The 24,006-nt window shown below is 45.5% G+C and carries 17 protein-coding genes; 5 read left to right on the forward strand and 12 right to left on the reverse strand.

Features of this window, described 5'->3' with window-relative positions; genetic code table 11:
* Nucleotides 1-49 precede the first annotated feature (49 nt).
* Together L3V32_RS18160 and L3V32_RS18165 are read right to left on the reverse strand one after the other, a co-directional pair.
* Nucleotides 50-637 carry a bifunctional 2-polyprenyl-6-hydroxyphenol methylase/3-demethylubiquinol 3-O-methyltransferase UbiG gene (locus tag L3V32_RS18160; RefSeq protein WP_237284845.1) on the reverse strand — a complete coding sequence of 196 codons (588 nt, stop codon included), beginning with the start codon at nucleotides 635-637 and terminating at the stop codon, nucleotides 50-52.
* Nucleotides 638-725: 88 nt separating this feature from the next.
* Nucleotides 726-2,243: a phospholipase D family protein gene (locus L3V32_RS18165; RefSeq protein ID WP_046873810.1), complete on the reverse strand. Its 1,518-nt coding sequence runs from the start codon at nucleotides 2,241-2,243 to the stop codon at nucleotides 726-728.
* Between the two features lie 518 nt (nucleotides 2,244-2,761).
* On the opposite strand from L3V32_RS18165, the gene L3V32_RS18170 reads away from it, so the two are divergent.
* The 3 genes from L3V32_RS18170 (at nucleotide 2,762) to L3V32_RS18180 (ending at nucleotide 7,694) form a co-directional block, all read left to right on the forward strand.
* On the forward strand, nucleotides 2,762-3,919 hold the full coding sequence (locus L3V32_RS18170) for an efflux RND transporter periplasmic adaptor subunit (RefSeq protein ID WP_085343282.1): 1,158 nt from the start codon (nucleotides 2,762-2,764) through the stop codon (nucleotides 3,917-3,919).
* A gap of 13 nt (nucleotides 3,920-3,932) precedes the next feature.
* Nucleotides 3,933-7,085: an efflux RND transporter permease subunit gene (locus tag L3V32_RS18175; protein ID WP_237284846.1), complete on the forward strand. Its 3,153-nt coding sequence runs from the start codon at nucleotides 3,933-3,935 to the stop codon at nucleotides 7,083-7,085.
* 342 nt (nucleotides 7,086-7,427) lie between these two features.
* Nucleotides 7,428-7,694 (forward strand): hypothetical protein, encoded by a 267-nt coding sequence (locus L3V32_RS18180; protein ID WP_046873807.1) that lies wholly within the window; start codon nucleotides 7,428-7,430, stop codon nucleotides 7,692-7,694.
* 643 nt (nucleotides 7,695-8,337) lie between these two features.
* Here L3V32_RS18180 and L3V32_RS18185 read toward each other — a convergent pair.
* The 6 genes from L3V32_RS18185 to L3V32_RS18210 are packed head-to-tail and all read right to left on the reverse strand — an operon-like array spanning nucleotide 8,338 to nucleotide 13,598.
* On the reverse strand, nucleotides 8,338-8,997 hold the full coding sequence (locus tag L3V32_RS18185; RefSeq protein ID WP_237284847.1) for an HAD family phosphatase: 660 nt from the start codon (nucleotides 8,995-8,997) through the stop codon (nucleotides 8,338-8,340).
* Between the two features lie 2 nt (nucleotides 8,998-8,999).
* Nucleotides 9,000-10,019 (reverse strand): ABC transporter ATP-binding protein, encoded by a 1,020-nt coding sequence (locus tag L3V32_RS18190; protein WP_237284848.1) that lies wholly within the window; start codon nucleotides 10,017-10,019, stop codon nucleotides 9,000-9,002.
* Nucleotides 10,016-10,804 carry an ABC transporter permease gene (locus tag L3V32_RS18195; RefSeq protein WP_006741368.1) on the reverse strand — a complete coding sequence of 263 codons (789 nt, stop codon included), beginning with the start codon at nucleotides 10,802-10,804 and terminating at the stop codon, nucleotides 10,016-10,018. Before L3V32_RS18195 ends, L3V32_RS18190 begins: the two co-directional genes overlap by 4 nt.
* A 2-nt stretch (nucleotides 10,805-10,806) precedes the next feature.
* Nucleotides 10,807-11,697 (reverse strand): ABC transporter permease subunit, encoded by an 891-nt coding sequence (locus L3V32_RS18200; protein ID WP_047102769.1) that lies wholly within the window; start codon nucleotides 11,695-11,697, stop codon nucleotides 10,807-10,809.
* A complete protein-coding gene (locus tag L3V32_RS18205; RefSeq protein WP_046873802.1) occupies nucleotides 11,694-12,518 on the reverse strand; it encodes an alkaline phosphatase family protein in 825 nt (274 codons plus the stop codon). The genes L3V32_RS18200 and L3V32_RS18205 overlap by 4 nt, the downstream gene beginning before the upstream one ends.
* 12 nt (nucleotides 12,519-12,530) lie before the next feature.
* The gene (locus tag L3V32_RS18210; protein ID WP_005392695.1) at nucleotides 12,531-13,598 is read right to left on the reverse strand and encodes an ABC transporter substrate-binding protein; all 1,068 of its coding nucleotides are present in this window, start codon (nucleotides 13,596-13,598) and stop codon (nucleotides 12,531-12,533) included.
* A 210-nt stretch (nucleotides 13,599-13,808) separates the two neighbouring features.
* On the opposite strand from L3V32_RS18210, the gene L3V32_RS18215 reads away from it, so the two are divergent.
* The gene (locus L3V32_RS18215) at nucleotides 13,809-14,537 is read left to right on the forward strand and encodes a UTRA domain-containing protein (RefSeq protein WP_046873801.1); all 729 of its coding nucleotides are present in this window, start codon (nucleotides 13,809-13,811) and stop codon (nucleotides 14,535-14,537) included.
* A 62-nt stretch (nucleotides 14,538-14,599) separates the two neighbouring features.
* Here L3V32_RS18215 and L3V32_RS18220 read toward each other — a convergent pair whose 3' ends face one another.
* Nucleotides 14,600-16,186 carry a BCCT family transporter gene (locus L3V32_RS18220; protein WP_005392697.1) on the reverse strand — a complete coding sequence of 529 codons (1,587 nt, stop codon included), beginning with the start codon at nucleotides 16,184-16,186 and terminating at the stop codon, nucleotides 14,600-14,602.
* Nucleotides 16,187-16,490: 304 nt separating this feature from the next.
* Here L3V32_RS18220 and L3V32_RS18225 point away from each other — a divergent pair, with 304 nt between their 5' ends.
* Entirely contained in the window at nucleotides 16,491-18,899 is a 2,409-nt protein-coding gene (locus L3V32_RS18225) for a glycoside hydrolase family 2 protein (protein WP_237284849.1), read from the forward strand.
* Between the two features lie 101 nt (nucleotides 18,900-19,000).
* On the opposite strand, the gene L3V32_RS18230 is transcribed toward L3V32_RS18225, so the two are convergent.
* The 3 genes from L3V32_RS18230 to L3V32_RS18240 all read right to left on the reverse strand — a co-directional run bounded on the left by L3V32_RS18230 (nucleotide 19,001) and on the right by L3V32_RS18240 (nucleotide 24,002).
* Nucleotides 19,001-19,255, reverse strand: a complete 255-nt coding sequence (locus L3V32_RS18230) for a hypothetical protein (protein ID WP_046875806.1) — start codon at nucleotides 19,253-19,255, stop codon at nucleotides 19,001-19,003.
* Nucleotides 19,256-19,440: 185 nt separating this feature from the next.
* Nucleotides 19,441-20,943: an efflux transporter outer membrane subunit gene (locus L3V32_RS18235; RefSeq protein ID WP_237284850.1), complete on the reverse strand. Its 1,503-nt coding sequence runs from the start codon at nucleotides 20,941-20,943 to the stop codon at nucleotides 19,441-19,443.
* Nucleotides 20,940-24,002, reverse strand: coding sequence for an efflux RND transporter permease subunit (locus tag L3V32_RS18240; RefSeq protein ID WP_237284851.1), 3,063 nt, complete (start codon nucleotides 24,000-24,002; stop codon nucleotides 20,940-20,942). Before L3V32_RS18240 ends, L3V32_RS18235 begins: the two co-directional genes overlap by 4 nt.
* Between the last annotated feature and the right edge of the window lie 4 nt (nucleotides 24,003-24,006).

Here is a 24,006-nt window from a genome sequence, read left to right on the forward strand (position 1 = left end):
CGCTGATAGCAGCACTGATTTGAAGTGCTGCTTTCTTGAGAGACCGCTTTTAGCGCTTGCGAGCGGTTACACTAAACATGTGCCAGTGTTTTGGGCTTCCGACTACCGTGGTTCCGTCTTCATCTCTTTCATTCAATGAAATGAGTTCGTAATCCTCGAATAAACTTTCCACTTCCTTTTTCGTTAATGCGGTAATGTTCGGATGCATTTCTGATGCAACCCAGGAGTCTTTTACTCCTAAGAAATCACCGCAAAAGATACCGCCAGGTTGTAAGGCACTGCTTATTTTGGTCCAAACTTGCTCAAAGCTTTCGTCCGGGCAAAAGAACAAACTGGCATTCGCGATAACCAGGCTGCATTGAGGGTAGTCAAACTCAGTAAAACAGCACTGTGAAATTGAGAAACGCTTCTGGCCTTCAAAGCGTGTTAAACAAGTTTTTACTGCATCTTCATGGCTATCAAATGCGTGAACGTTAAACCCCTGTTCGAGGAGGAAATGACTGTCTCGACCTATTCCGCAGCCAACATCAAGAGCGACTTTGCTCTCGAGTTTCAGTAGGTTTACGGCATTTTCTACGTTTGGGCGGTGAGGTTGGTTTAAAATTTTCTGATAGTACTCGTTCCACTGTGCTGACATTGAACTTCCTTGTATTATTGTGTTTCCCCAAATCTAGTGTCCATTCTTGTATTGCTTTATCGGGGAGGTTTTGAAACATTGGCAATTGTTATAGCTGATCTTCAATTGGCAATATGCCGGAGAACCAAGCGCCCATTTTTCGCCATACTCCGGCCTCTGGTTCAGAATCATATTCTTTGCCTGTTTTTATGTCAGTCCAGACAATGTCTCCGTCGCGTAGAGTTAAGGCATAGGCGTTATTCGACAATTGATTCGGCAGTTGTTCTAGAAACATTTGCACATATTCTGGCTGTTCGATAACAACGGCCATTTCGGTATTCAAAGCGGCTGAACGTGGATCCCAGTTCATCGAGCCAACAAACAGCGTCTTGTCATCAATCGTCATTGCTTTTGCGTGTAAACTTGCTCTGCTGCTCCCCGTTAAGCTCCACTTGCTTTTGAGTTTCGCGCTCGCTTTTACTTCCCATAGCTTGACCCCAGCTTCGAGTAGGTCTGTTCGATATTTTGCGTACCAACCATGCACGGCAAACACGTCGTTAGAGGCGAGACTATTGGTCACAATCGTGATATCAACGCCTCGCTTGGCCGCGTTACTCAATGCTTGTGTGCCGACTTCGGTTGGGACGAAATAGGGGGAGATAAGAACAAATGAATGTTCAACACTTTTAACCAGCTCCGTTAAATTATCAATAAGTTGGCTCTCTCGGGTCGCAACTTTATCGGGTAAGTCAAACCATACTTTTGCTTCTCCCCAGTAGAGCTTGAGATTGCCTTGTTTGAGAGCTTGGTACATATCCAGTTTAGTGAAGTCATAACGGCCGGTTGAGAACTTTTCCTCTAGCTGGAGTTTGTCGACCTGCTTTTGAATCGCCAGGTCGGTAATTTGCTGTGAGTCCGGTGTTATCCATTCCATTGGTATCGCATAGGCGCTATTCCAATAGAGGTCGAACTGATCTGCAGTTTGTTGTACCGCCTCACCATAGAGCAGTAGATCAAAATCACCAAATTCGACTTGTGATTCAAAAGAAAAGTACTCATTGCCGATATTCCTACCCCCGACAATGGCAGAAACACTGTCTGCAATCAGAGATTTATTGTGCATACGGCGATTAAGACGTTCAAAGTCACTGGCAAGTGCGAACCAGCGGGAGTCGCGATACTGATGCGGATTGAATAAGCGGATTTCGATATTAGGATGTGCATTGAGGGCAGCCATCACGTCATCGTTTCGCTTTTGCATATCGTCAAGCAACAGCCTTACTCGGACTCCACGCTTTGCAGCTTCATACAAGCGCCACGTTATTAGCTGACTCGTTTCGTCACCACGGTAAATATAGTATTGAAGATCAAGGCTTTTTTGTGCGGACTCGATTAGAGAGGTGCGAGCAAGAAGGGCATCGTGTCCTTGATTTAAAGGAGAAAAGCCAGTGATTGACTTTGGGTCTTTCCCGTAAGCTTCAAAGTACTGTGCAAGCACAGAGTCACCTTGATACCCAAGTTGGAAGCTAGTGGATTTTTCACTGGGATCGTTCAATGACACGGATGAACATGCCGATAAAATTGTGAATAAAGAAGGGAAGAGCAGCTTAGCGAGTGTATGTAACAAAGTACATTTCCTTGTCTTACAGAGTGTTACTTATCAGAAATTATAGACCTAAGTTGCCGCAGCGTGCATCCAACAAGGTTGGATAACGGGCTATTAATCAATGAATTGTCATGTTCTCGGGATTAAGTTCACCTTTTTGAACGCAGATAATCATTTATTTTAATTATGATTGTGTCTGAATTGGTCATAATCACTAATATCTGGTGATTATGACCAATAGCACACTGGTTAAAATAGTTGAGTAATAATAACTATTTGAATTTTAATAAATAAATGCCTGGCACGTCCCTTGCTATTTAAAAGAAGAGTTAAGTCAGGGCAACTTGCGAAGTTGGTTAATTTTTTGTTAATTTTATTAACTTTGAATTGGCAATAACTCTGTAGTTAGCAACCGAGAAAGCAAGGTACGCGCTGCTTTGACGTCTATTCAAATGTAATTCCCTCACCATCATGCTTACAGGGAGTCAAAGATTTAATAAAAGCATGGTGATGAAAACAACAATAAAAAAGGATTTTCGATGTTAGCAAAACCCGTATTACGTTGGCTTTTACCTTTCGTTGTCGTTGGTGGCTCTTATGCAGGATATGCCGCAATCGCCGCGACAGCTCCGGAAAAAGAGTCAACTAAAGATGCCATTACAGAGCCTACCGTTCAGGCTTCTTCTCTTTTTCCTACCGATCATAAAGTGGTGATAACCAGCCATGGTGAGTTAGTCCCTTTTGAAAAAACACACCTTTCCGCGCAAGTCAGTGGTGAAGTGATAAGTTGGCACCCTAATTTTGTAACGGGTGGGATCGTGAAACGGGGAGAAGTGCTGTTCACGATTGAAAGTGACAACTACGAAGCGTCGGTTTTGCAAGCCGAAGCCAATTTAGCTAGCGCACGTGCGAGCTTGATTGAGGAGCAAGCCAAAGCGGAAGTAGCAAAACGCCAGGCTAAGAGACTGAGCGATAAGCAAGTGACAGACCTGTATTTACGTAAGCCTCACGTTTTGAGCGCGCAAGCGCAAGTGAAGTCGGCTCAAGCGGCACTCAAACGAGCAAAAAGAGATTTAGAAAATTGCAAAGTCGTTGCACCTTACGATGCGCTGGTTGTTGAGCGTGATATTGGTGTTGGTCAATTTGTCACATCTGGCTCTCGAGTTGCCACGCTAAACAACATTGAAGTGGCGGAGGTGCACGTACCAATCGCCGGTTTTGATAGTGCATTTTTACCCGAATCCATTGATGAGCTCACTGCGAAAGTGACGCAGCAAGGTGTATTTTCTACCACTAGAGAAGGTCGAGTTGTTCGTGATTTAGGCATGATTGATAGCGCTACCCGAATGATTAACATGGTCATTCAAATCGCTGACCCATATGGTATTGATAATCAGCAGCCTCCAATTAAATTTGGCTCCTACGTTGAAGTGAGCTTCACAGGTAAGGAGCTAAAGCATATCTATCGCCTGCCACAGGAATTAGTCAAAAATCGCACGGTATGGGTAGTGAATGGTGAGAATCAACTTCAACCTCGGACGGTAACGGTCTTGAGAGCAGAAGGTGAGTTTTTACTCGTGGGGGAAGGCTTAGAGCAAAGTGATAAGTTGGTACTTACCTTGCCGGAGTACCCTCAAAAAGGCATGGCGGTACAAATCGCAAAAAAGAGTGACGACTCCGAAACCGTCGTACAGTAAGTAGGAGTTTGTCATGGAAGATAATAAACAAAAGGGCTTAATTGCCTATTTTGCGAATAACCCCGTCGCTGCCAACCTTTTGATGGTGTTCATCATCATCATGGGTGTGGTGAGTTTTCTCTTTATTCAAAGGCAGATGTTTCCGAACATTGAGGTGAACTACATTGATGTTCGTGCGACTTATCCTGGCGCTTCTCCTCAAGAAATTGAAGAAAGCATTCTCGTTAAGGTTGAGGAATCGATTAAAGATGTCACCGGGATTAAAAAAACGGTCTCAACGGCCTCTAGAGGTAGCGCGTATGTCTCTATCGAGGTAGACGTTAATGCTGATATCAAGCGTGTCTTGGATGATGTAAATCAACGCATTGATACTTTATCCAACTTACCTGCCGGTATGGAACCGATCAATGTCTACCAAGTTGAGTGGCGCCAAGATGTAATCGAAATGGGGTTAGTTGGGGACCGACCGCTTGAAGAGCTCAAACCCATTGCTAAGCAAGTCGAGGATGAATTACTTCAACTCAAAAATGTCATGTTGGTGTATTTGAGTGCACCAGAGGAAGAGATAGCGATTGAAGTTGATCCACTCGTTCTTCGTAAATACGACTTGACGTTGAGCGATATCAGCAGCGCGATCAGTCGTTATTCTGCCAACTTTTCTGCGGGCGAAGTCAAAACAAACTCAGGGATGATCGCAGTAAGGATTGAAAATCAGTACTACCGTGGTGATGAGTTTAGGAATATTCCAGTAAAGCTTGGCGCAAATGGTGCGAAGGTTTTACTGCAAGATATTGCCACGATCAAAGATGGCTTTACGGAAGAAGAGCGCTACTTTGAATACTCAGGGCAAAATGCGATCTACATGTCTGTTGAAGCGACTCGTGATCAGAACATTATCCCTGTTGCCGAGTCTGTTCGTAATTATATCGAAGCAAAAAACAAGACATTGCCGCAGGACGTTAAGCTCAAAGTCTTAGTGGATACGACCTATTATTTAAACGGTCGTCTCGACATGATGTTGAAAAATTTGCTGCAAGGCGCTGCTCTAGTGGCGATTATGCTGACAATTTTCTTGCGCTTTCGCTTGGCAATGTGGGTAATGATTGGGCTGCCAGTGTGTTTTCTTGGCGCGGTGATGATGATGCCTGCATTAGGGATCACGGTAAACATCGTATCTCTTTTTGCCTTCATTATGGTGCTCGGTATTGTGGTCGATGACGCCATCGTGATGGGAGAGAGCGCCTACAGCGAAATTGAAGAAAAAGGCGGTGGCGTCGAAAATGTGGTTCGCGGTGTCAAACGTGTTGCCACGCCAGCTACTTTTGGCGTTTTAACCACAATTGCCGTGTTTGCCCCTTTCTTGTTGTCTAGCGGTATTGATAGTGCTTTCTTCTATGGTATTGCGGGCGTTGTGATTCTTTGTTTGATCTTCAGTTTGATTGAATCGAAGTTAATCCTTCCTGCTCACCTCGCACATACTCACTTTAAGCCAGTTAAACCTGGTGGCTGGCGTGACCGATTTAACCAACGCTTTTTTGGCTTTGTAAACGGCACTTATCGTAACTTTGTCACGACATGTACGCATTGGCGCTGGACCGTGTTTGCTGTGTTTTGCGGTTTACTGCTGATCAGCGCGGCTTTGATCAACGCGAACTATGTTCGGGTGATCCCTAACCCTAAAGTGCCTACTGACTATCCTGCGATCACTATTGAAATGAACGATACCGTTTCAAGCGAGCAAACAATCAGTGCTCTTAAGACCATCGAACGTGTGATGCAAAAAATTGAATCTGAGACCATCGCAGAACATGGTCAAGGCATGATTCGTGATGTGCTTTCGTACAACCGAAGCCGCACCGAAGGCCGTGTTTTGGTGCCATTGGTTGATGAGGAATTACGCCCGTTCAATACATTTGAACTTGCTCGACGTTGGCGTGAAGCTATGCCAGTTATTCCTGGAATGAAGAGCATCAAAATCCGCGAGCAGAGCGCGGGTGGCGGTGACAGAGATGAGTTTGGTTACTTGCTGTTTGGTTCTAATATTAATGAATTGAACGAGGCTGGGCGTTACTTGATAGAGCGTTTACAGCAGGAAGAAGGGCTATACGATATTTCATCTTCTATTGATTCAGGAAGCAAAGAAGTGCTCCTTTCTCTTGCGCCTGTAGCGTACGATCTCGGACTGGATCTCACCATGATCGCAGAGCAAGTGGGTGGCAGCTTCTACGGTGGTGAAGCACAGCGTCTTATTCGTGATGGTGAAGAAATCAAAGTTATGGTGCGTTACCCGCAACTGACACGTGAAGCATTTTCATCATTACGTTACGCTGTGATTACCACGCCAGCAGGTAAGAAGGTCATGCTGGGTGATGTGGTTAAGATCAACGAGCAGCCGGGCGTGAGTAGCATTCGGCGTGAAGGCGGGTATCAAACCGTTTATGTCTATGGTTCGATAGACGAAGAATTGGTTGAACCTCAAGAAATCGTGAAGGTCATCGACGACAATATCTTACCGGACATGAAGCAAGTCTTCCCGAGTGTGAAAACGGAATTGGGTGGTGATATTGAAGAGCAGGCAGCACAGCGTAATGAACAGATTCTGTTCTTTATTGCAGGCATGATCATCGTCTACATCTTGTTAGCCGTACCGTTAAAAAGTTATACCCAACCTTTGATTGTAATGTCAGTCATTCCATTTAGTCTGACGGGGGCGATTTGGGGCCACTTCTGGCTAGGTTTGGATATCAGTATGATGTCGACATTTGGTTTGATCGCCGCTGCGGGCGTGGTTATCAACGACTCTCTAGTTATGACAGATTACGTAAACCAAGTGAGAGAAAAGGGTATGAACATCAAACAAGCGGTGGTTGAAGCGGGCTGTGCACGCTTTCGAGCGATCACGCTCACCTCAATAACGACGTTTGCGGGTGTATTGCCGATTATGTTTGAAACGAGCTTGCAGGCGCGTTTTGTCATACCAATGGCTGTCGCTTTGGGCTTTGCGGTGTTGTACGCAACGGTTCTGACTTTAGTGCTGGTGCCTTGTTTGTATTTAATGCTTGAAGATATTAAAAATATTTTCAGATCGATTAAGAGGTTTATTCATCGCTTTATCAATCGTTTCAGAAAGTCGCCAGTGACGTCGAGCGTTGAAGTAAATATATAGAGTTAACAAGCTTGATGTTAACGATTAGGAGCAGCCTTCGGGCTGCTTTTTTATTTCTGTATTTTGATTCAAAGCAGTTCTAGAGTGGGTTGTTACGTAATTTATTCGATGAAAGAACAGCGAGAAAATCTCCTGATATATCATTCTTTATATGAATACCTTTTGCGTGTTTGATTTTCTTGGTTAATTTAACACTTGGTTAGCGAAATTTACCAGATGGAGATAATGATGAATACATGATTCTGATTAAGTTATTGAAAAATAACAAAATAAAAGTTGGCACCGTATGTGCAATATATAAATTGTAACTAAAACGAACTGCTAATCCTCAAGGAGCTTATTATGAAAAGCGTATTTCTATCTACTCTAAGTCTTATTGTTGTAATGTCATCACCAATCGCTGCTGCTAACACTTTAGACAAAGAGGAGTGGAGCTCAGATTTACGTCAGGACTTTTCTGAAATGAAGCATGAAGCTGTAGCAGATATTCAGCAAATGAATATGGATGCCATCCACGCACGCGATGAGCGTATCGTGAAAAACATTAAAGATGAGCAAGAACAGTTAGTAAAGGTAACGTGCCACAAAGAGAAAGCAAGCAAGTCATAACCGCCGATAAAGAGACTAACAGACGAAAATGAATCCAATACGAGTTCAGTGCTAGTTAGCAGTAAGCACTGACCTTGTTGCTCTACTTGCCAGCCTTTTAAGGCTGGCTTTTTTGTTTTTACTACCAGACCAATAAAGCTGGAAGAAAAAAGCCCGCAAAGAATTTCCTCTGCGGGCGTAATAAAGGGCACCAAATTGGGTGTCTATTCATTTTGGAGGTGGTCGAACGTCCATATAAAACTGACAATAGGCTTGGTGAGAGGCTTACCACCAGCGCGACCAACGGAGCTAAAGTTAACATTGTTGCAATGATTGTTAAAATGTTAATTCTTCAATCAATGTTTTCATTATCGTTAGTCTGGATTGTGAATATGTTGTTCTATTGTTCCTGGAATGCTTGACTGTCGAATTTGAATACATCATGAGATATAGATGACCCTTTCTTTATCCGTTTTGGTTATATAAATCTTGTCATATCACACTGCTAAATCTTCATTATTTTTAATAATTCGACATGGCTTACGCCATTTTGTTACTGGTGTGTTTGTTTTTCGATGGTCTCAAATTTGAGTTCACGTATAACCAGGCAATTAAAGGAAAAGAGCAGCAGTTCGCTGCCCTTTATTGCTATAAAGACCGAAGGCTAATTCCAACGTAATAGCGTCCAATGTGATCGATTCGCGTGTTCTTTTAGGCGTGGGCATGGATTTACCAGGTAAGCGTAGTCCGCGTACTCACAGAGCGGCAAATCGTTGATTGAATCGGTATAGAAGTGGATTTCTGAATAAGGCTCAGCCTGATTTTCTAGCCACTGTTTTAAGCGTGTGACTTTACCTTCACGATAACTAGGGACACCGTCGATTTCAGCAGTATAACTGTTGTTTTTCTCGATTAAATCAATGCCAAGTGCGGTTGGAATATTAAGACGGCGACCAACGGCTTCCACCAAAAAAGTGACGCTGGCAGAGATGATAACCATATCTATACCATCACGAGACAGTTGCTCAATCAGAGTTTTGGCTTGAGGAAACTGTTTAGCCAGAATATGGCTTTCAACACATTCTTCAACCAAGGCGTTTACTTCTTCAATCGGCATGTTTTCTAGTGGCTTCATGGAGAACGCTAGGTAATCTTCCATGTCCATTTTGCCTTCAGAGTACAAGGCCATTAGACGCTGATCTTCCTTAATAAATAAAGGATCAGTCGCGATGCCTCTCTCAACCATAAACTCGTTCCAAATCATTGCGCAGTCAGCGTTTATTAGGGTTTCATCCATATCAAAAACATACAAAGGTTTGGACATGTTTAGGCTCTCACTGGTTGTATTTCGTTTAGGTTAAAGAGTAGCTCTAGTTGGCTGCCATTCGCTAGTAAGCGTTCTGAAGAGCGGTTAAGTAAGTCAACAGTGAGCTCACACTCTTCAACGTTCACTTGGTAGCGAATAACATTACCTAGAAGCTGGTGGTTGGTGATCGTACCTACTTGTGGCGCTGAGATGTGGCTATCATATTGACGACCTTGCTCTTTTACATATATAGACTCTGGGCGAATCGCTACTTTCCATTCGGTATCAATGTTGAAGAGTTGCTTGGCTTTATTGGCCTCTACAAGGTTGTAGTGTCCCATGAAACCGGCCACAAACTCGTTAGCAGGATGAGTATAAATTTCTTCAGGTGTTCCTGCTTGAACAATTTCCCCTTTACTCATTAGGAAGATACGATCAGACATAATCATCGCCTCTTCTTGGTCATGAGTTACGAAGATAGTGGTGAGATTCATCTCTTTCTGAATATCTCGGATTTGCTGACGAAGATGTTTGCGGATTTTGGCATCAAGCGCAGAAAGTGGCTCATCAAGCAATAATATGCGAGGTTTCACCACCAACGCTCGGGCGAGTGCGACACGCTGGCGCTGACCGCCAGAAAGTTGATGCGGATAGTGTCTTTCTTTACCTGCCAGATCCACCAGTTTAATGACTTTAGCCACTTCACGTCGAATATCATCATTCGAAAGCTTTTTCATTTTTAAGCCAAATGCAATGTTGCCTTCAACGGTCATATTGGGAAACAGCGCATACGATTGAAAGACCATCCCAATACCACGCTCTTGCGGGGCTTGATGCGTGATATCTTCTCCGTTTACCCAAATCTCGCCTCCATCGACAGGGTTAAGCCCAGCAAGGCTGCGAAGTAGCGTCGATTTACCACAACCGCTAGGGCCCAAAAGCGTAATGAATTCACCTTGCTCGATGTTAAAGTGAATGTCCTCAAATACAGTGTTATCACCAAAACGTTTAGTCAGATTTTTCGCTGCTACGTAGCTCATTGTTTGACTCCTCGGCTGAAACGACTTGCCAACCAAGTCAGTAAAAAAATAAATAGGAAGTAGGTCATCACTAAGGCAGACGTAAAGTGGCCGCTCGTCTGACGCATGTTATACAAGTAGATTTGCAGGGTTTCATAACGTGTGCCGACTAAAATATTGGCGAACACAAACTCTCCCAATAGAAATGAAAATGAAAGGAAAAGCGATGCCATCAGCCCTTTTTTGAGGTTAGGTAAAATGACCATCAAAAACGCTTTGGTTGTGCTTGCCCCTAGCAAGTGTGCCGCGTCCATTAAATCATTAAGGTTAATTGCTTCGAAGCTATTGGAAATCGCACGATACATGAACGGTAACGCGATGGTGAAATAAGTGCCTATTAAAATCCAAGGGGTACCGATAAGAGATATTTCACTGTCAGCATAAAGTTGAAGCAAGCCGACGGATGACACCACTGGTGGTACAGCGAATGGTAGCAAAATTAGTACGTTCATGAGCTTATCGAGCTTCGGGAAGTAGTAAAACACCACGAATATCGCTGGCAGAACCAGAAGCACACTGAGGGTTAGCGAAGCAATACAAATAAACAACGAACGCCCAAACGCTTGCAAAAAACGTGGGTCGGTCAGCAATTTAACGTACCAATCAAAAGTGAAACCATCCGGAAGCACCGTGGCGCCCCAGCGTGATGAAAGCGAATAGACAAAGGTCGCTAAAATCGGGATGAGCATGATCCCAACAATGGAATAAACCACCGTTTTATGGAATCGAGTATTAACGTTGTGCATGACTACTTCCTACCTGCATAGCTTTTCGAAATGAGCCATTGGTTAATCACTGTGATAAAGGCAAGTAAGGCCATTAGAATCACTGAAATCGCAGCGGCAAGATTAGGTTCAAGGAACAGATCTCCTGATACCAGACTCGCGATTCGAATTGTGATGACGTTATAGTTACCGGAGGTCAACGCATAGACACTCGCATATGCGCCAATCGCGTTGGCTATTAAGATAATAAAGGTACCGAACAAGGCTGGTGAGAGCACTGGCAGAGCGATTTTTGCCCAATATTGCGATGTTTTGGCACCTAGTAGCGCAGCGGCTGCTTGCCAATCATCACTCAACGCGTCGAACGCAGGGTAGAGCAACAACACCGCCAGCGGGATTTGGAAGTAGATATAAATGGCCAGTAGGCCCCATTTACCATAAAGGTCGAAATCACCGAGTAAGCCATACTGCTTGAGCAAAAGGGTAATCGCCCCATTGGTGCCCAAAATAATAATAAAAGCGAATGACAGAGGTACGCCTGCAAAGTTGCTGCTCATGTTCGTAAACGCAATCACACCGTCGCGGACTTTAGAATCGACTCTGCGTAGAGAAGAGACCAACAAAGTCGCAATGGCTAAGCCAAAAATGCTCGACCATACAGCTAACCACAAACTGTTGCCAAACGCCTGCATCATAAAGGCGGAGTCGAGCACTTCAATGTAGTTATCGAAGGCAAACTCGCCATCGTAGATAAAGCTGTTTAACAGTACCCAAATCATCGGTGCGAGTTGAAATAGGTAGAAAAACAGTGCGAAAGGCACCAACCAAATGGCTGGCTTAAAGCGCTTTAACCAAGTACTTGCCAAATTTGAGCGTGATTCGCTAGAGCTTGGGGAGAGGACAGAACTGCTCATAGTGCTAACAATTCCTGAGTGTATGGCTTCGTGTGGTCAAGGTTTAGCAATTGACAAACGGTGCCACAAATATCAGTTTGCTTAATATGACAATCCTGATGGGTAAACTTATCGCCAATGACAAACAGAGGAACTTCTCGCTCTTCAGGTAAAATCCCACCGTGAGAAAGATCGTTGTTCATGCCATGATCGCTGGTCACAATGATTTGATACCCATCAGCAAGCCATTGTTCGATGTAGTTGGAAAGAATAATGTCTGCACCTCGCGCACAATTGCGGTATTGGCGAGAGTCTAGGCCAAACTTATGTCCTGTATCGTCGATATTCATCGGGTGGATCAGTAAGAAATCAGGTTGATAGTTTCGACGTAAATACTCTGCGTCCAGGAACAAGGCTTCATCAGGATAATGATCCCAATGGTAAAAGCAGCCGTGCTGGATATTCAGAGTTTCATCATGCGTGAAACGATCGCGAACAGGTTCAAATGGCGCGCGATTATAAAGCTCACTGACCCAGTGGTAGGCAGCCGCAGCGGTCACTTTGCCTTGGGCTTTTGCCAAACTGAAAATGGAATCGTGTTTGGATAGACGAACGATATTGTTGTTTACGATGCCGCTTTCTACAGGGCGAACGCCCGTTAAAATGCACTCATAAAGTGGGCGAGACATTGAGGGCAACTCACACTGCACAGGATAAAGCGTTGCGCGAGTTTCTTGTTGGGAACGACTTTGTTCTAGAAGACCATTGAGGTAGCCCATGCAATCACGGGCTACCTGATAGTTCAGTCCATCTAGAACAACAAGGATGACCTTATTGCTCATAACGACTTACTCTTATTGCTGGTGGATTAAGACACTTTCTTGCCATTGACGTGGCAGCTTACGTGCGGACTTTTCCCAAGCTGAGAAGTCAGTCACTGGGTGAACATTGCTGTATTGGTCGTTAGCAATTAGCTTGTCTTGCACTGCTTGAGGCAGTGTGATGTTGGTGCGGATTGGACGCGCATAACCTTCTGCTAAGTTGATTTGCCCTTGATCGCTGAAGATGTACTCACGAGCAAGCTTTGCTGCATTAGGGTTCTTCGCGTATTTATTGATTATGGTTGTATAACCAGAAATCACAGAGCCATCTTGAGGAATGCTCACTGTAAAGCGGTCGCGGTCAATTTTGTCGCGGTAGTTCAACGCATTGAAGTCCCACATGATCGCCACTTCCACTTCGCCTTTTTCTAGGTTGGCGATGTTCGGATCGGTAAATGAAAGACGACCTTGCTTCGCGAGTTCAGAAAAGAACTTGAGCGCAGGCTTGAGGTTGGATTCGTCCCCACCGTTGGCGAACGCTGCGGCGAGAACTGCGTTGTTTGCCTGTGCTGCTACGCCGACGTCACCTACGGTCACTTTGTAGTCGCCTTTTAATAGGTCATCCCACGTTTTTGGCGCGTCTTTTACGAGGTTATTGTTGGAGATAAAAGAAATAGTGCCAGTGTAAGCAAGTGCCCAATGACCATCTTCGTCTTTTGCCCAATCTGGAATGTCATTCCAAGTTGTTGGTTTGTATGGCTGAGTGACGCCTTTTTTAACCGCTACACGTGCGAAGGCAAAGCCTACGTCACCAATGTCTGCGGTCGCGTTTTTCTTCTCAGCTTCGAATTTTGCGATTTCTTGAGCCGAGCTCATATCCGTGTCTTGGTGCTTAAGGTTGTAGTTTGACTTTAAATCAGCCCAAGTGTCTTTCCAGTTCGCCCAACTGTCAGGCATACCTACACTGTAAACCGCCCCTTCTTTTTGTGCTGCGGTAACCAATGACTCAATATCGGCTTCTTTCGCTACTGTTGGTGCTGCAAGCGTTACCGCGATGATTGCCGCTGGTGCGGTAATTGAACGACTTAGCAAAGTTTTCATTGTCTCCATCCTTCTGGACTAGGTCAGTAAGTTCGCTTTGTATGCTATGGATGGAATGTGACGATTTAGCGCAAGTAATTTGACAGTTTTTGTGAATTTCTATGGCACTTATATTTCATACGCTCAATATGTGTTCTGTTGATTAATGTCATATTTTTGTTACGTACACGCCTTATGTTGTTCATCAAATTATCGTTGGACTAGATCAGAATGAGAGCGACAGGCACCAGCCAATTTGGTACCCAATTAGGAAAAATTAGAAGCAGCTTAAAGCAGCAGATTCTTTCCGGCATCATGTCGGAAGGACAAAAATTGCCATCAGAAAGAGAGCTCAGTGAACTATTTTCTACGACTCGAATCACTATCAAAGATGCGTTGGTGTCTTTGGAAACCGAAGGCCTGATTTACCGAGAAGAGCGTCGTGGCTGGTACGTATCTCCGGAGCGTATCTGTTACAACCCGTTGTCTCGTTCTCACTTCCATCAAATGATTCGAGAGCAGCATCGTATTGCGGAAACCAAATTACTCAACGTACGAAGTGAAATGGCCGCAGGTGAGTATGCAAAATCGTTAGAGGTTGAGCGAATTACCCCAATTTATGTGATTGAACGGTTACGTTTTATTGATGGGCGAGCGGTATTGTTTGTTGAAAATATACTCAAAGCAGCACTGTTTGAAGGTATATTGTCCGAGAACCTCACCATGTCACTGACAGGTATTTATCGTGAGAAGTATGGCTACGAGACAAAGCGCTCTCGTTTTGATGTGATTCCAACGTCAGCGCCTGCTCATGTCGCTAAGGCGTTGAACCTAGCTGAAGGACAACCCGTCCTGAAAATTCGTCGAGTAAACTACAAACAAGATGGCAAATTAATGGACTGCGAATTCGAGTATTGGCGTCCAGATGCAGTGATGATTCGCATTGATAGCGTAGGATAAAGCGCAGAATTAAAAAGAGCCCAATGAAGGGCTCTTTTTCGCATATTGGTTAGAGAGGCGGTTTAAACTAGTCCTTGCTCTTTTGCCATTTTACTTGCGATGCCAGGCGCTTTCCAAATGCTTGGCAGCAAAATGAAAGACACAGGCACGGCGGTAATTACAATGAAAGACTGCAATGCAGAAATACCACCAGAGCCCATTGAGATAAGCGCAATAGCGACAATACCCATCATCAAACCCCAGAATGAGCGAATCACTGCGTTTGGTTCTGTTGAGCCCGTCATTACTACACTGATTGTGTAAGTCATTGAGTCACCCGTCGTCACGATAAATGTTGTCGTTAAGATCAGGAACAGAACCGAAATGATCATTGGGTAAGGTAATTCACCGGTAATCGCTAGCAGTGCTGCAGGCAAGTTAAAGCCTTCAAACGCAGATGAAATCAAACCAGGGTTATCAAGTTCAAACGCAAGGCCACTGCCACCAACGATACTAAACCAGAAGCAAGTAATCAGCGGTGCCGCGATGCTAATAGACATGATTAATTGGCGAATTGTACGACCACGAGAGATACGAGCAATAAAGATCGCCATCATTGGGCCATAACCGATAAACCAACCCCAGAAGAATACTGTCCACCAGCTTAGCCAGCCCGTATCACCACGGTAAAGCGCCATTGGGAAGAAGTTATCTACCATGCGACCAACGCCTTGTACATAGCCATCAACAATAAAGCTTGTCGGTCCAAAGAACAGGATGTAACCAATTAACAGCACAGACAAAATAATGTTGTAACGACTGACGATTTGAATACCTTTGCTCAAACCGCTTAGTGCGGAAAGGGTATACATCAGGATCGCTGCCATGATAACCATGCTTTGAGTTACGAACGTATCTGGCAGGCCAAACAATGAGTTTAGCGCGTAGCTAATTTGTAAACCTAAGAAGCCGATAGGACCGATGGTTCCTGCTGCTACGGCAATAATGCTACATGCGTCAGCAACATCACCAATCCAGCCTTTAATGGCTTTATCGCCAAACACAGGGTAAAGCAGAGTACGCGGCTTAAGAGGCAGGCCTTTATCGTAATGCAAGTGCATTAAGACAATGGAAGATAGACCACCAAGGATCGCCCAAGCTAAGAAGCCCCAGTGCATAAAAGACTGAGATAGAGCATTGATTGCGGCAGTTTTCGGTGAAGCTTCACCGTATAAAGGTGGGGCAGTCACAAAGTGCGCGATAGGCTCAGCAGCGGCCCAGAACACACCACCACCTGCAAGTAGGGTACAGAGTACAATTGACAACCACTTAAAGTTATCAATATCAGGTTTCGCTAGACCACCTAGACGCACATAACCAGTGCGACCAAACGCGAGAGCCAAACCAATAAGGAAATTCAGAAGAAGCAGTACTTGCCAGTAAGCTCCGAAATATTTAGTAGCAAAGCCGAAGCCGGTGTTAACCATTGCGGTTAGAGAGTCGGTATTCGTTAGGGCAAGTAAAACGAATAGAGTGAGGAAGCTACCACTTAACCAAAAGACAGGATTGGTGAGTTCGAGGCGCTTGAGCAGAGATGGGGGATGAATAGCAGAATAGTCAGCATCCTGAATAGGCGCTGTGTGGGAGGCGGCATTCGTCATATTTGACATAATTACTTCGCTTTTTAGGGCTATGAAGCCGTGCATTTCCCCTCACATCGTTTCGACGAAAAGTGTGAGGATGTTCAAAAAGCCGATGATGTTAACATGTCGAAGTTGCAAATATAACCTTAGATTTCGATTAATTTTTAACAGGTTAGCCAAGTTGCTGATTTTTGGGTAGAGATCAAAGGAAAGTGTTTTTACGTGAAGTGCACCGCATTTCGTATGTAAATAACATTTCCCTTGTTTTTGCATGGATTACTCAGGATTACATTGAGCAAACATGTTTCTTCTCCAAACTGAGGTTTACTCAATGGCTCACTTCGAACTTAATGGACAGTGGTTACTTACCTCGCCACAGCGTCCCGATATTGAAATTCCAATGTCTATTCCGGGCGATAATCTTTCGGCGCTTTTACAAGCAGAGCGCATTCCGGATCCTTATTTTGCCGATAATGAAAACAAAGTTCGTTGGATTGAAGAGTGTGAGTGGCATATCTCGCGTGAGTTTGAAGTCGACGCGTTTACGTTGTCTGCCAAGCAAGTTTGGATGACGCTAACTCGTGTCGATACCTTGGCAACCTTCTATATTAATGGTGAGTTAGCACTAACTTGCAGCAACATGTTTACTCAACAACGAGTTGATATCAAACCTTATTTAAAACAGGGCATAAATACTGTTCTTGTTCAATTCGCAAGAGTCGATATAGAAGGTGTGGAACGTGCTAAAAAATTGCCTTTCCCAATCCCTTCCGCAATGGGAAATAATCAAATTCCGCACATGAATTTGATCCGAAAAACGCAATGTCATTCCGGATGGGACTGGGGCATTTGCTTGATGGTATCGGGTATTTACGACCCCATTCAAATCGACATTGTGAATGAGCTTTGGCTCAAAGGCTTCTCGACAGAGCAGCAATGGCAAGCCGATGAGAGTGTGTTTCTTGATGTAGTAGTTGAAGTGGAAACGGACAGTCAACGCCATGAACTGATTGTTGAATTTAATGGTGAGCGTCAATGTATTCAAACAAAAGGAAGTGGTCACTATCATTGCCAGTTCCACATTTCGGAGCCTAAACGCTGGTGGCCATCGGGTTATGGCGAAGCTTATCTTTACCCCATTACCATTTCTTGCAGAGAGCAAAAGTTAACGCGCAACGTTGGTTTGCGTCAGTTAACCCTAAATAACCAAGCTGATGAACATGGCTCTGCGATGGAATTTATCGTCAATGGCGTACCAATTAATGCCAAAGGCGCCAACTGGATCCCTATTGACGCAATGCCGGGGCGAGAGTGCGAAACACGTTATCGCAACCTTTTGCAAAGTGCGGTTGACGCCAACATGAATATGATACGTGTGTGGGGCGGAGGTCAGTACGAGAGCGAGATCTTTTACAATCTGTGTGATGAGCTCGGCTTGTTAGTGTGGCAAGACATGATGTTCGCATGTTCACTGTACCCATCAAACGACGAGTTTTTAAAAGAGGTCGAAGATGAGCTTCGATACCAAATTCCTAGGCTTAAAGAGCACCCATCAATAGCGCTTTGGTGTGGTGACAACGAAGTGATTGGAGCTATTGGGTGGTACGAAGAATCTAAGCACAATAAAGTCAAATACACGGTTAACTACGATCGCCTCAACCGCATGATTGAGCAGGTGATTACCGAACAAGATAGCGTTCGTCGTTTCTGGCCAAGTTCCCCGTGTAATGGTGAACTGGATTTCGGTGACGCGTGGCATGATGATAGTAAAGGCGATATGCACTTTTGGGACGTTTGGCACTCAGGAAAATCATTCAATGCCTACCTTGACGTGAATCCTCGTTTTTGCTCTGAGTTTGGTTTTCAATCTTGGCCGTCTTTTGCAGAAGTTAAGCAGTTTGTCCCGGAGCAAGATTGGAATATCACGTCCCTAACCTTTGAACAACATCAGAAGAATCCTCGTGGTAACAGTATCATCACAGAGATGTTCACGCGTTATTTCCGTTTTCCCTCTGGATTCGAGAACATGCTGTATTTAAGCCAAGTTCAGCAGGCAATCGCGATCAAAACTGCGTGCGATCATTGGCGTGCCATTTCTCCAGTTTGTCGCGGTATGCTGTATTGGCAACTCAACGACAACTGGCCTGTCAGTTCTTGGTCTAGCTTGGAATACAGTGGTCGTTGGAAGCAGTTGCACTACCATGCAAAACGCTTTTTTGCGCCGCAGTATTTGGTATTTTCCGAGCATACAGGCAAGTTGAGCCTGCATTTGCTCAATGATGCCAAAGAGCCCGCAAGCGTCAACGCACTGCTCAAGTGGGTAGATTGGCAAGGGGAAGAAAAGCAATGTTGGAGCTTAGAACAAACAGTCATAGCAGACAGCAATACGATTTTGTGGCAATTGGATGAATCGGTTGAGAAGGATGAACTTACGTCAGGCTTCTTCTATGTTGAAGCGCAAATCGGTGAAGACAGAATAAGCAACACATGGTTTAGTACTCACGAGCTAAAAACCTTGCCTATGGCAAAAGCCAATATTGATGTCTCTATTGAAGGAAGCCAAATTACATTGATTGCTGACAAGCCTACGTTTTTTGTTCATTTGGAAAGTGATGTTGATGGCAGGTTCAGTGACTCCAGTTTTACTCTGCTGACCAACGTTCCAATGACGGTTGAGTATTTAGGTGATGATGTTTTAGGCATGCAACAGTCGTTGAGGGTATACCACCTTAATGATTAAAACGGGCATAGAACCTCTATATGCTGATATCTGAGAAGGGGGCCTTTGCTCCCTTTTTAGTTATCAAGTATCCGTTATTAAGCTCAGGTTGAGACAGAAGTTTATTTAAGTTTCTGGTGAATACGGTAGCCAACAACAAAACCTATGTAGAATAGCGCTGCGAGAGTAAGCATTGCTGTCGCGTACGCCAGTAGGCTGTTTAACCCTAAACCAAAAGCCAGAGTGAAGGCGATACCATGAATGGCTTCCGCAGGGATTCGGTACCAAGCAGCGTGGACGGAAGATCCAAAGAGGATAAAGGTACTAAGTAAGACAATCGTGCCGCCTATAAAGCCGACCCATCTGCTGTTGTTCATGTTGTAATCTCAGGTGTTACCTAGGTAACGTAACAAAATATTTCAGAGTCTGTATTATACAACCGAGAGAGGGTATAGGTGGTAGAAATATTTGCCTCACAAACTAAGAGGCCATCTAAGTGGCCTCTTTTTAACCGATTTAACGGCATCCGTTGTGATGCAAAGGTGTGAGGCTTGTAAGAAACCTAACCTTTGGCATTCGTTTCGGGTTGTGCTTCTGGTTGTAGCGTCCAATCACCACCAAGTGATTTGTAGAGCGCAATCGTAGCTTGTGCGGTTTGTAACTTTGCTGCGACTCGCTGATCTTGCATCATGCGTTGCTGACGTTGCGCATCTAAAACTGATAAGTGATCAATCAAGCCAGCTCGGTACAGTGACTTGGCTTTGTTGACGGCGTTATTGGTGGCTTTCAATGCCTCATCGATTCGGCGCTGATTTTCTTGGCTGCGACCATAAGCAAACAGCGAGGATTCGGTTTCTGCCAAAGCCGCCTCTACCGTATGTTGATAAGACAATGTCGCCGAATCAAAACGCGCTTGGTTGATGGCTTCAATTGCCTCGCCACGCCCCCCATCGAACAAGTTCCAGCTTACGCCTGCCGCGCCCATCCAACCGAAAGAATCGCTACTGAAAAGATCGTCAAAGCTTGACGCCGACAACCCCGGAGCGCCCGTCAAAAAGAACTTCGGATATTGATCAGCAACGCTTGCTGCTAACTCTTCATTGAGCGCGGCCATTTCGCGCTCGGCTAAGCGAATATCGGTACGACGTTTCAACAGATCGGAAGGTAAACCGACCGGCACCATGTCCTGCATGACAGGTACACTATGCTGCTTTGACAGGCGAATTTCGACTTGCGTTAGCGGCTCACCAAGCAATACTGCTAAACGATGTTGGTGCGCTTGTTGTGCAATCTCTAACTGCGGAACGAGCGATTCCATTGCCGCAAGTGTGGCCTTCGCTTGGGCTAAATCGAGATCAGAACCGTAGCCGCTGCGCACGACTTTTCCGACGAGGTCGAGTGTGCGTCGTTGATCTTCTAAGTTCGACTTTGCCAATTCAAGGCGCTCACTCGCGCCTTGGTATTGCAAGTAGTTGTGAATCAAATCCGCTGTGATCACCGTGTTCAAGCCGCTTTGATAGATCTGAGCTTGTTCGAGACGAATTTGCGCCGCGTTCGCTTGGCGGTCGATGCGCCCAAACAGATCAGCCTCCCAAGCGATACTCGCGCCTGCAAATACGCCATCGTGCTGATTATCCATTAGGGTGACGTTACCAATTTGAGGTGGCAGACCCGACACGGAATCACTGAGTGGATTCAATATCGGACCGAGTGAAGAGTCATTTTTACTGAACTGATAGTTCATGTAACCCGCACCGAGATTAATTGTCGGTACCTTGAATGACTCCACCATGGTTTTATAGTTGTTGGCCATTTTCACCCGCTCGGCCGCCACTTTCAGCGGAATGTTTTGGCTCTGCATGTCTTGAATCATTTGATTCAACACCGGATCGTGAAACTTAGTCCACCAAAACTCAACGTGTTGTGAATCGGTACTCAACCCTGCATTTTCGGCGTTCAAGTAGGTTTCTGCCATACTGGTGGTCGGTACTTGATAGTCAGGACCCACTGCACAACCTGCTAAACTCAGGGCTAGAACGACAGGCGTTAGAATGAATTTTTTCACGATGACGCCTCCTCTAGCTCAGCGTTGGTTTGTGTGGATGGTGTTTTTTCTTTATAAGCAAGGCGATACAGTGCCGGCATGACAAACAGTGACAATATGGTTGCGGCCGCCAAGCCTCCGATGATGGTTGCCGCCATTTGGTCAAACAGCAGATCTGATAGCAGCGGGATCATGCCGAGCGCGGTCGTTAACGCACCCATAGAAATGGCCATAGTACGGTTGACCGTGGCTTCTTTGATCGCGTCAGACAAGCTCTTGCCATTTGTGCGTTCGAGCTCAATGTGATCCATTAGTACGATGCCATTTTTGATGATCATCCCGGTCAGCGTGATGGCTCCGATCAGCGCCATAAAGCCAAATGGTTTATCGAATCCAAGCAGAGCAAACACAGCCCCTGATGCTGCCAGTGGTAGCGTTGCGAGGATGATGGTTGGCTGCTTAAAGCCGTTGAACATCGCGACTAGGATGATCACCATGATCAGCATTGCTTTTGGTTGCTGCTTCATGATGTCGGTGACCGCTTTGTCTTCATCGTAATATTCGCCGCCCCATTCCATGCTGTAACCCGCCGGAAGTTGGATAGCTTCAACCTGATCTTTAATGGCATTTCTAACGTTCGCTGGTGTGGAGTCTCGGCTCACACCCGCTTGAACCGTGATGGTTTTCACGCGGTCGCGTCGCCAAATCATGCTCTCTTCGGTGACCAGTTCGAATCCATCCACCACTTGACCAAGCGGAACGCTGTTAAAGCCAAGTAGCGAGCGCACAGGTAGCGTTTCTAGTGACGCCATGTTTTGCGATGTGCCACGTAACTGAATTGGAATCAGCTCATCATTCAGGTTCATTTGTCCGAGCGGCATGCCGTCTGATGCACGTTTTAGCGCGAAAGCGACATCGGCGCGGTTAATGCCTGCTTGACGCATTTTGTCTTGGTTTAGAATCGGCTTGAGCACTTTGCTTTCTTGGCGCCAATCATCGCGAATGTATTTTGCATCAGGGTTTGAAGCAAAAATCGTTTTCGCTTCCGCCGCTAGTTGATGCAATACGGTTTCATCCGGACCAGAAAAACGCACCTCAACCGCGAACTTATCTTTGGTTGCCAGCTTCAGCGCTCGGAAGCGAGGTTCGGCATCCGGAAACGCCTTTTTCAGCCAATCATCACCACGCGTCACCAAGTGGCTGATGCTCTCGTAGTCTTTGGTGTTGATCAGAATCTGGCCGTAGGCAGGGTCGAGTGGCTCAGGCTCTACCGTTACCGAGAAGCGAGGTGCACTGGTGCCGACGTAGCTAGAGATACTTTCCACTTCTGGTTGTGCGACCAACCATTCTTCAACTTTGCGCATGTCTGCCGAGGTTTGTTCAATCTTGGCACCATTGGGTAGCCAGTAATCGAGAAACACAATTGAGCGATCCGACTGAGGAATAAAGTTCACGGCCACATACGGGATTGCCACGGCGGTGACTAAAATCAACGGAACCAAAGCGGCTAATGCTTTACGCGGGTTGTCCACCGTCCAGAATACCAACTGTTTATAACGGCTCGGTTTGGTCTCTTCGCTGTTAGCTTTTGGCTTGATGAACATCCACGCCATTAATACCGTAAACGTCATCGCGACGATCCATGAAAGCAACAGTGACGACGCCACAATGTAGAACACAGAGCTCGCAAACTCGGCGGAGTCGGTTTTGGAGAACAACACTGGGCTTGCGCCCATAATCGCGATGACAGTTGCACCTAAAAGTGGCACGGCGGTTTCTTTGACGGAATCAATCGCGGCGCGAGTTCGCTCGATACCTTTGTTGAGCTTAGCGATCATCATATCGGTGATCACAATGGCGTTATCCACCAACATGCCCAGTGCGAGAATAAACGTACCTAGCGAGACACGGTGCAAATCGATGCTGGCGATGTTCATGTATACAAGCGTGAGCAAAATCGTCAGGAGCAAGCTTGCGCCAACGATGGTCGCACTCTTAAAGCCCATGAAAACCAACAACACCACAAAAACAATCGCGACACTTTCAAGCAGGTTACCAACAAAGTCGTCGATAGACTTTTGTACTTCTTCAGGTTGATAAGCAACGGTCGAGATGTCGACACCCAGCGGCAGCGTTGCCTGGTAGTTAGCGATGATGTCTTGAATCGTATCGCCAAGTGACACTACGTTAATGCCTTGAACTGGGCTCACCGCCAAGGTGACTGCGGGCTCTCCGTTGTAGCGGTTTTCTGCCAATGCTGGTGTTTGATAACCCATGGTGATGTCGGCGATGTCACCAAGACGAATCAACCCCGAGCCAAACTCGTCGGTGCCACCATTGATGATTAAATTGCGGATGTCTTCTAGAGACTGAAACTCACTGGTTTGCGCAATACGAATACGCTCTGTACCTGCATCGAATTTTCCCGCTTCGAACGTGCTGTTTTGTGTGCTCAGTTGGTTCCAAACTTGTGCGATCGATAAACCATATTGAGCCAAGCGCTCGTCTGGCATATCGATGTGTACAACGCGAGGTTGAACGCCGTGTAGCTCGATCTTTTTGATGCCGTCGACGGCTTTGATTTGGCGTTGCAGATCTTCGGCGTAGCGACGCAACTCTTCTGGTGCAGCATCTGTGCTGTGGATAGAGAAAAGCATGCCGTAGACTTCAGAGAACTCGTCTTGCACTACGCTGATCTGCGCGCTGGAAGGCAACTGCAGTTTTACATCGTCTACTTTGCGTCTCAATAAGTCCCATTCCTGCGGAAGTGCTTTGGAATTAAGGCTCTCTTTGAGGTCAACAAAGACCATAGATAAACCGGGGCGAGACAATGAGCGCAAGCGATCTAACTCTGCCATTTCCTGCAATTTGGTTTCCACGGTATCGGTGACTTGGTGTTCGACTTCTTCGGCAGATGCACCCGGATAAAGGGTCACGACTACCGCAGTTTTTACCGTAAAGCTCGGGTCTTCCAACTTGCCTAAGTCGAAGTAAGAATAGATGCCAGCGATCACGCTCAATACGATAAAGAACAGAACGAACTTACGTTGGCGAATCGCGAATTCAGCTAAATTGATCATGGAT

Origin of the sequence: Vibrio sp. J2-4, assembly GCF_021728155.1 — a bacterium.
Taxonomy (GTDB): domain Bacteria; phylum Pseudomonadota; class Gammaproteobacteria; order Enterobacterales; family Vibrionaceae; genus Vibrio; species Vibrio diabolicus.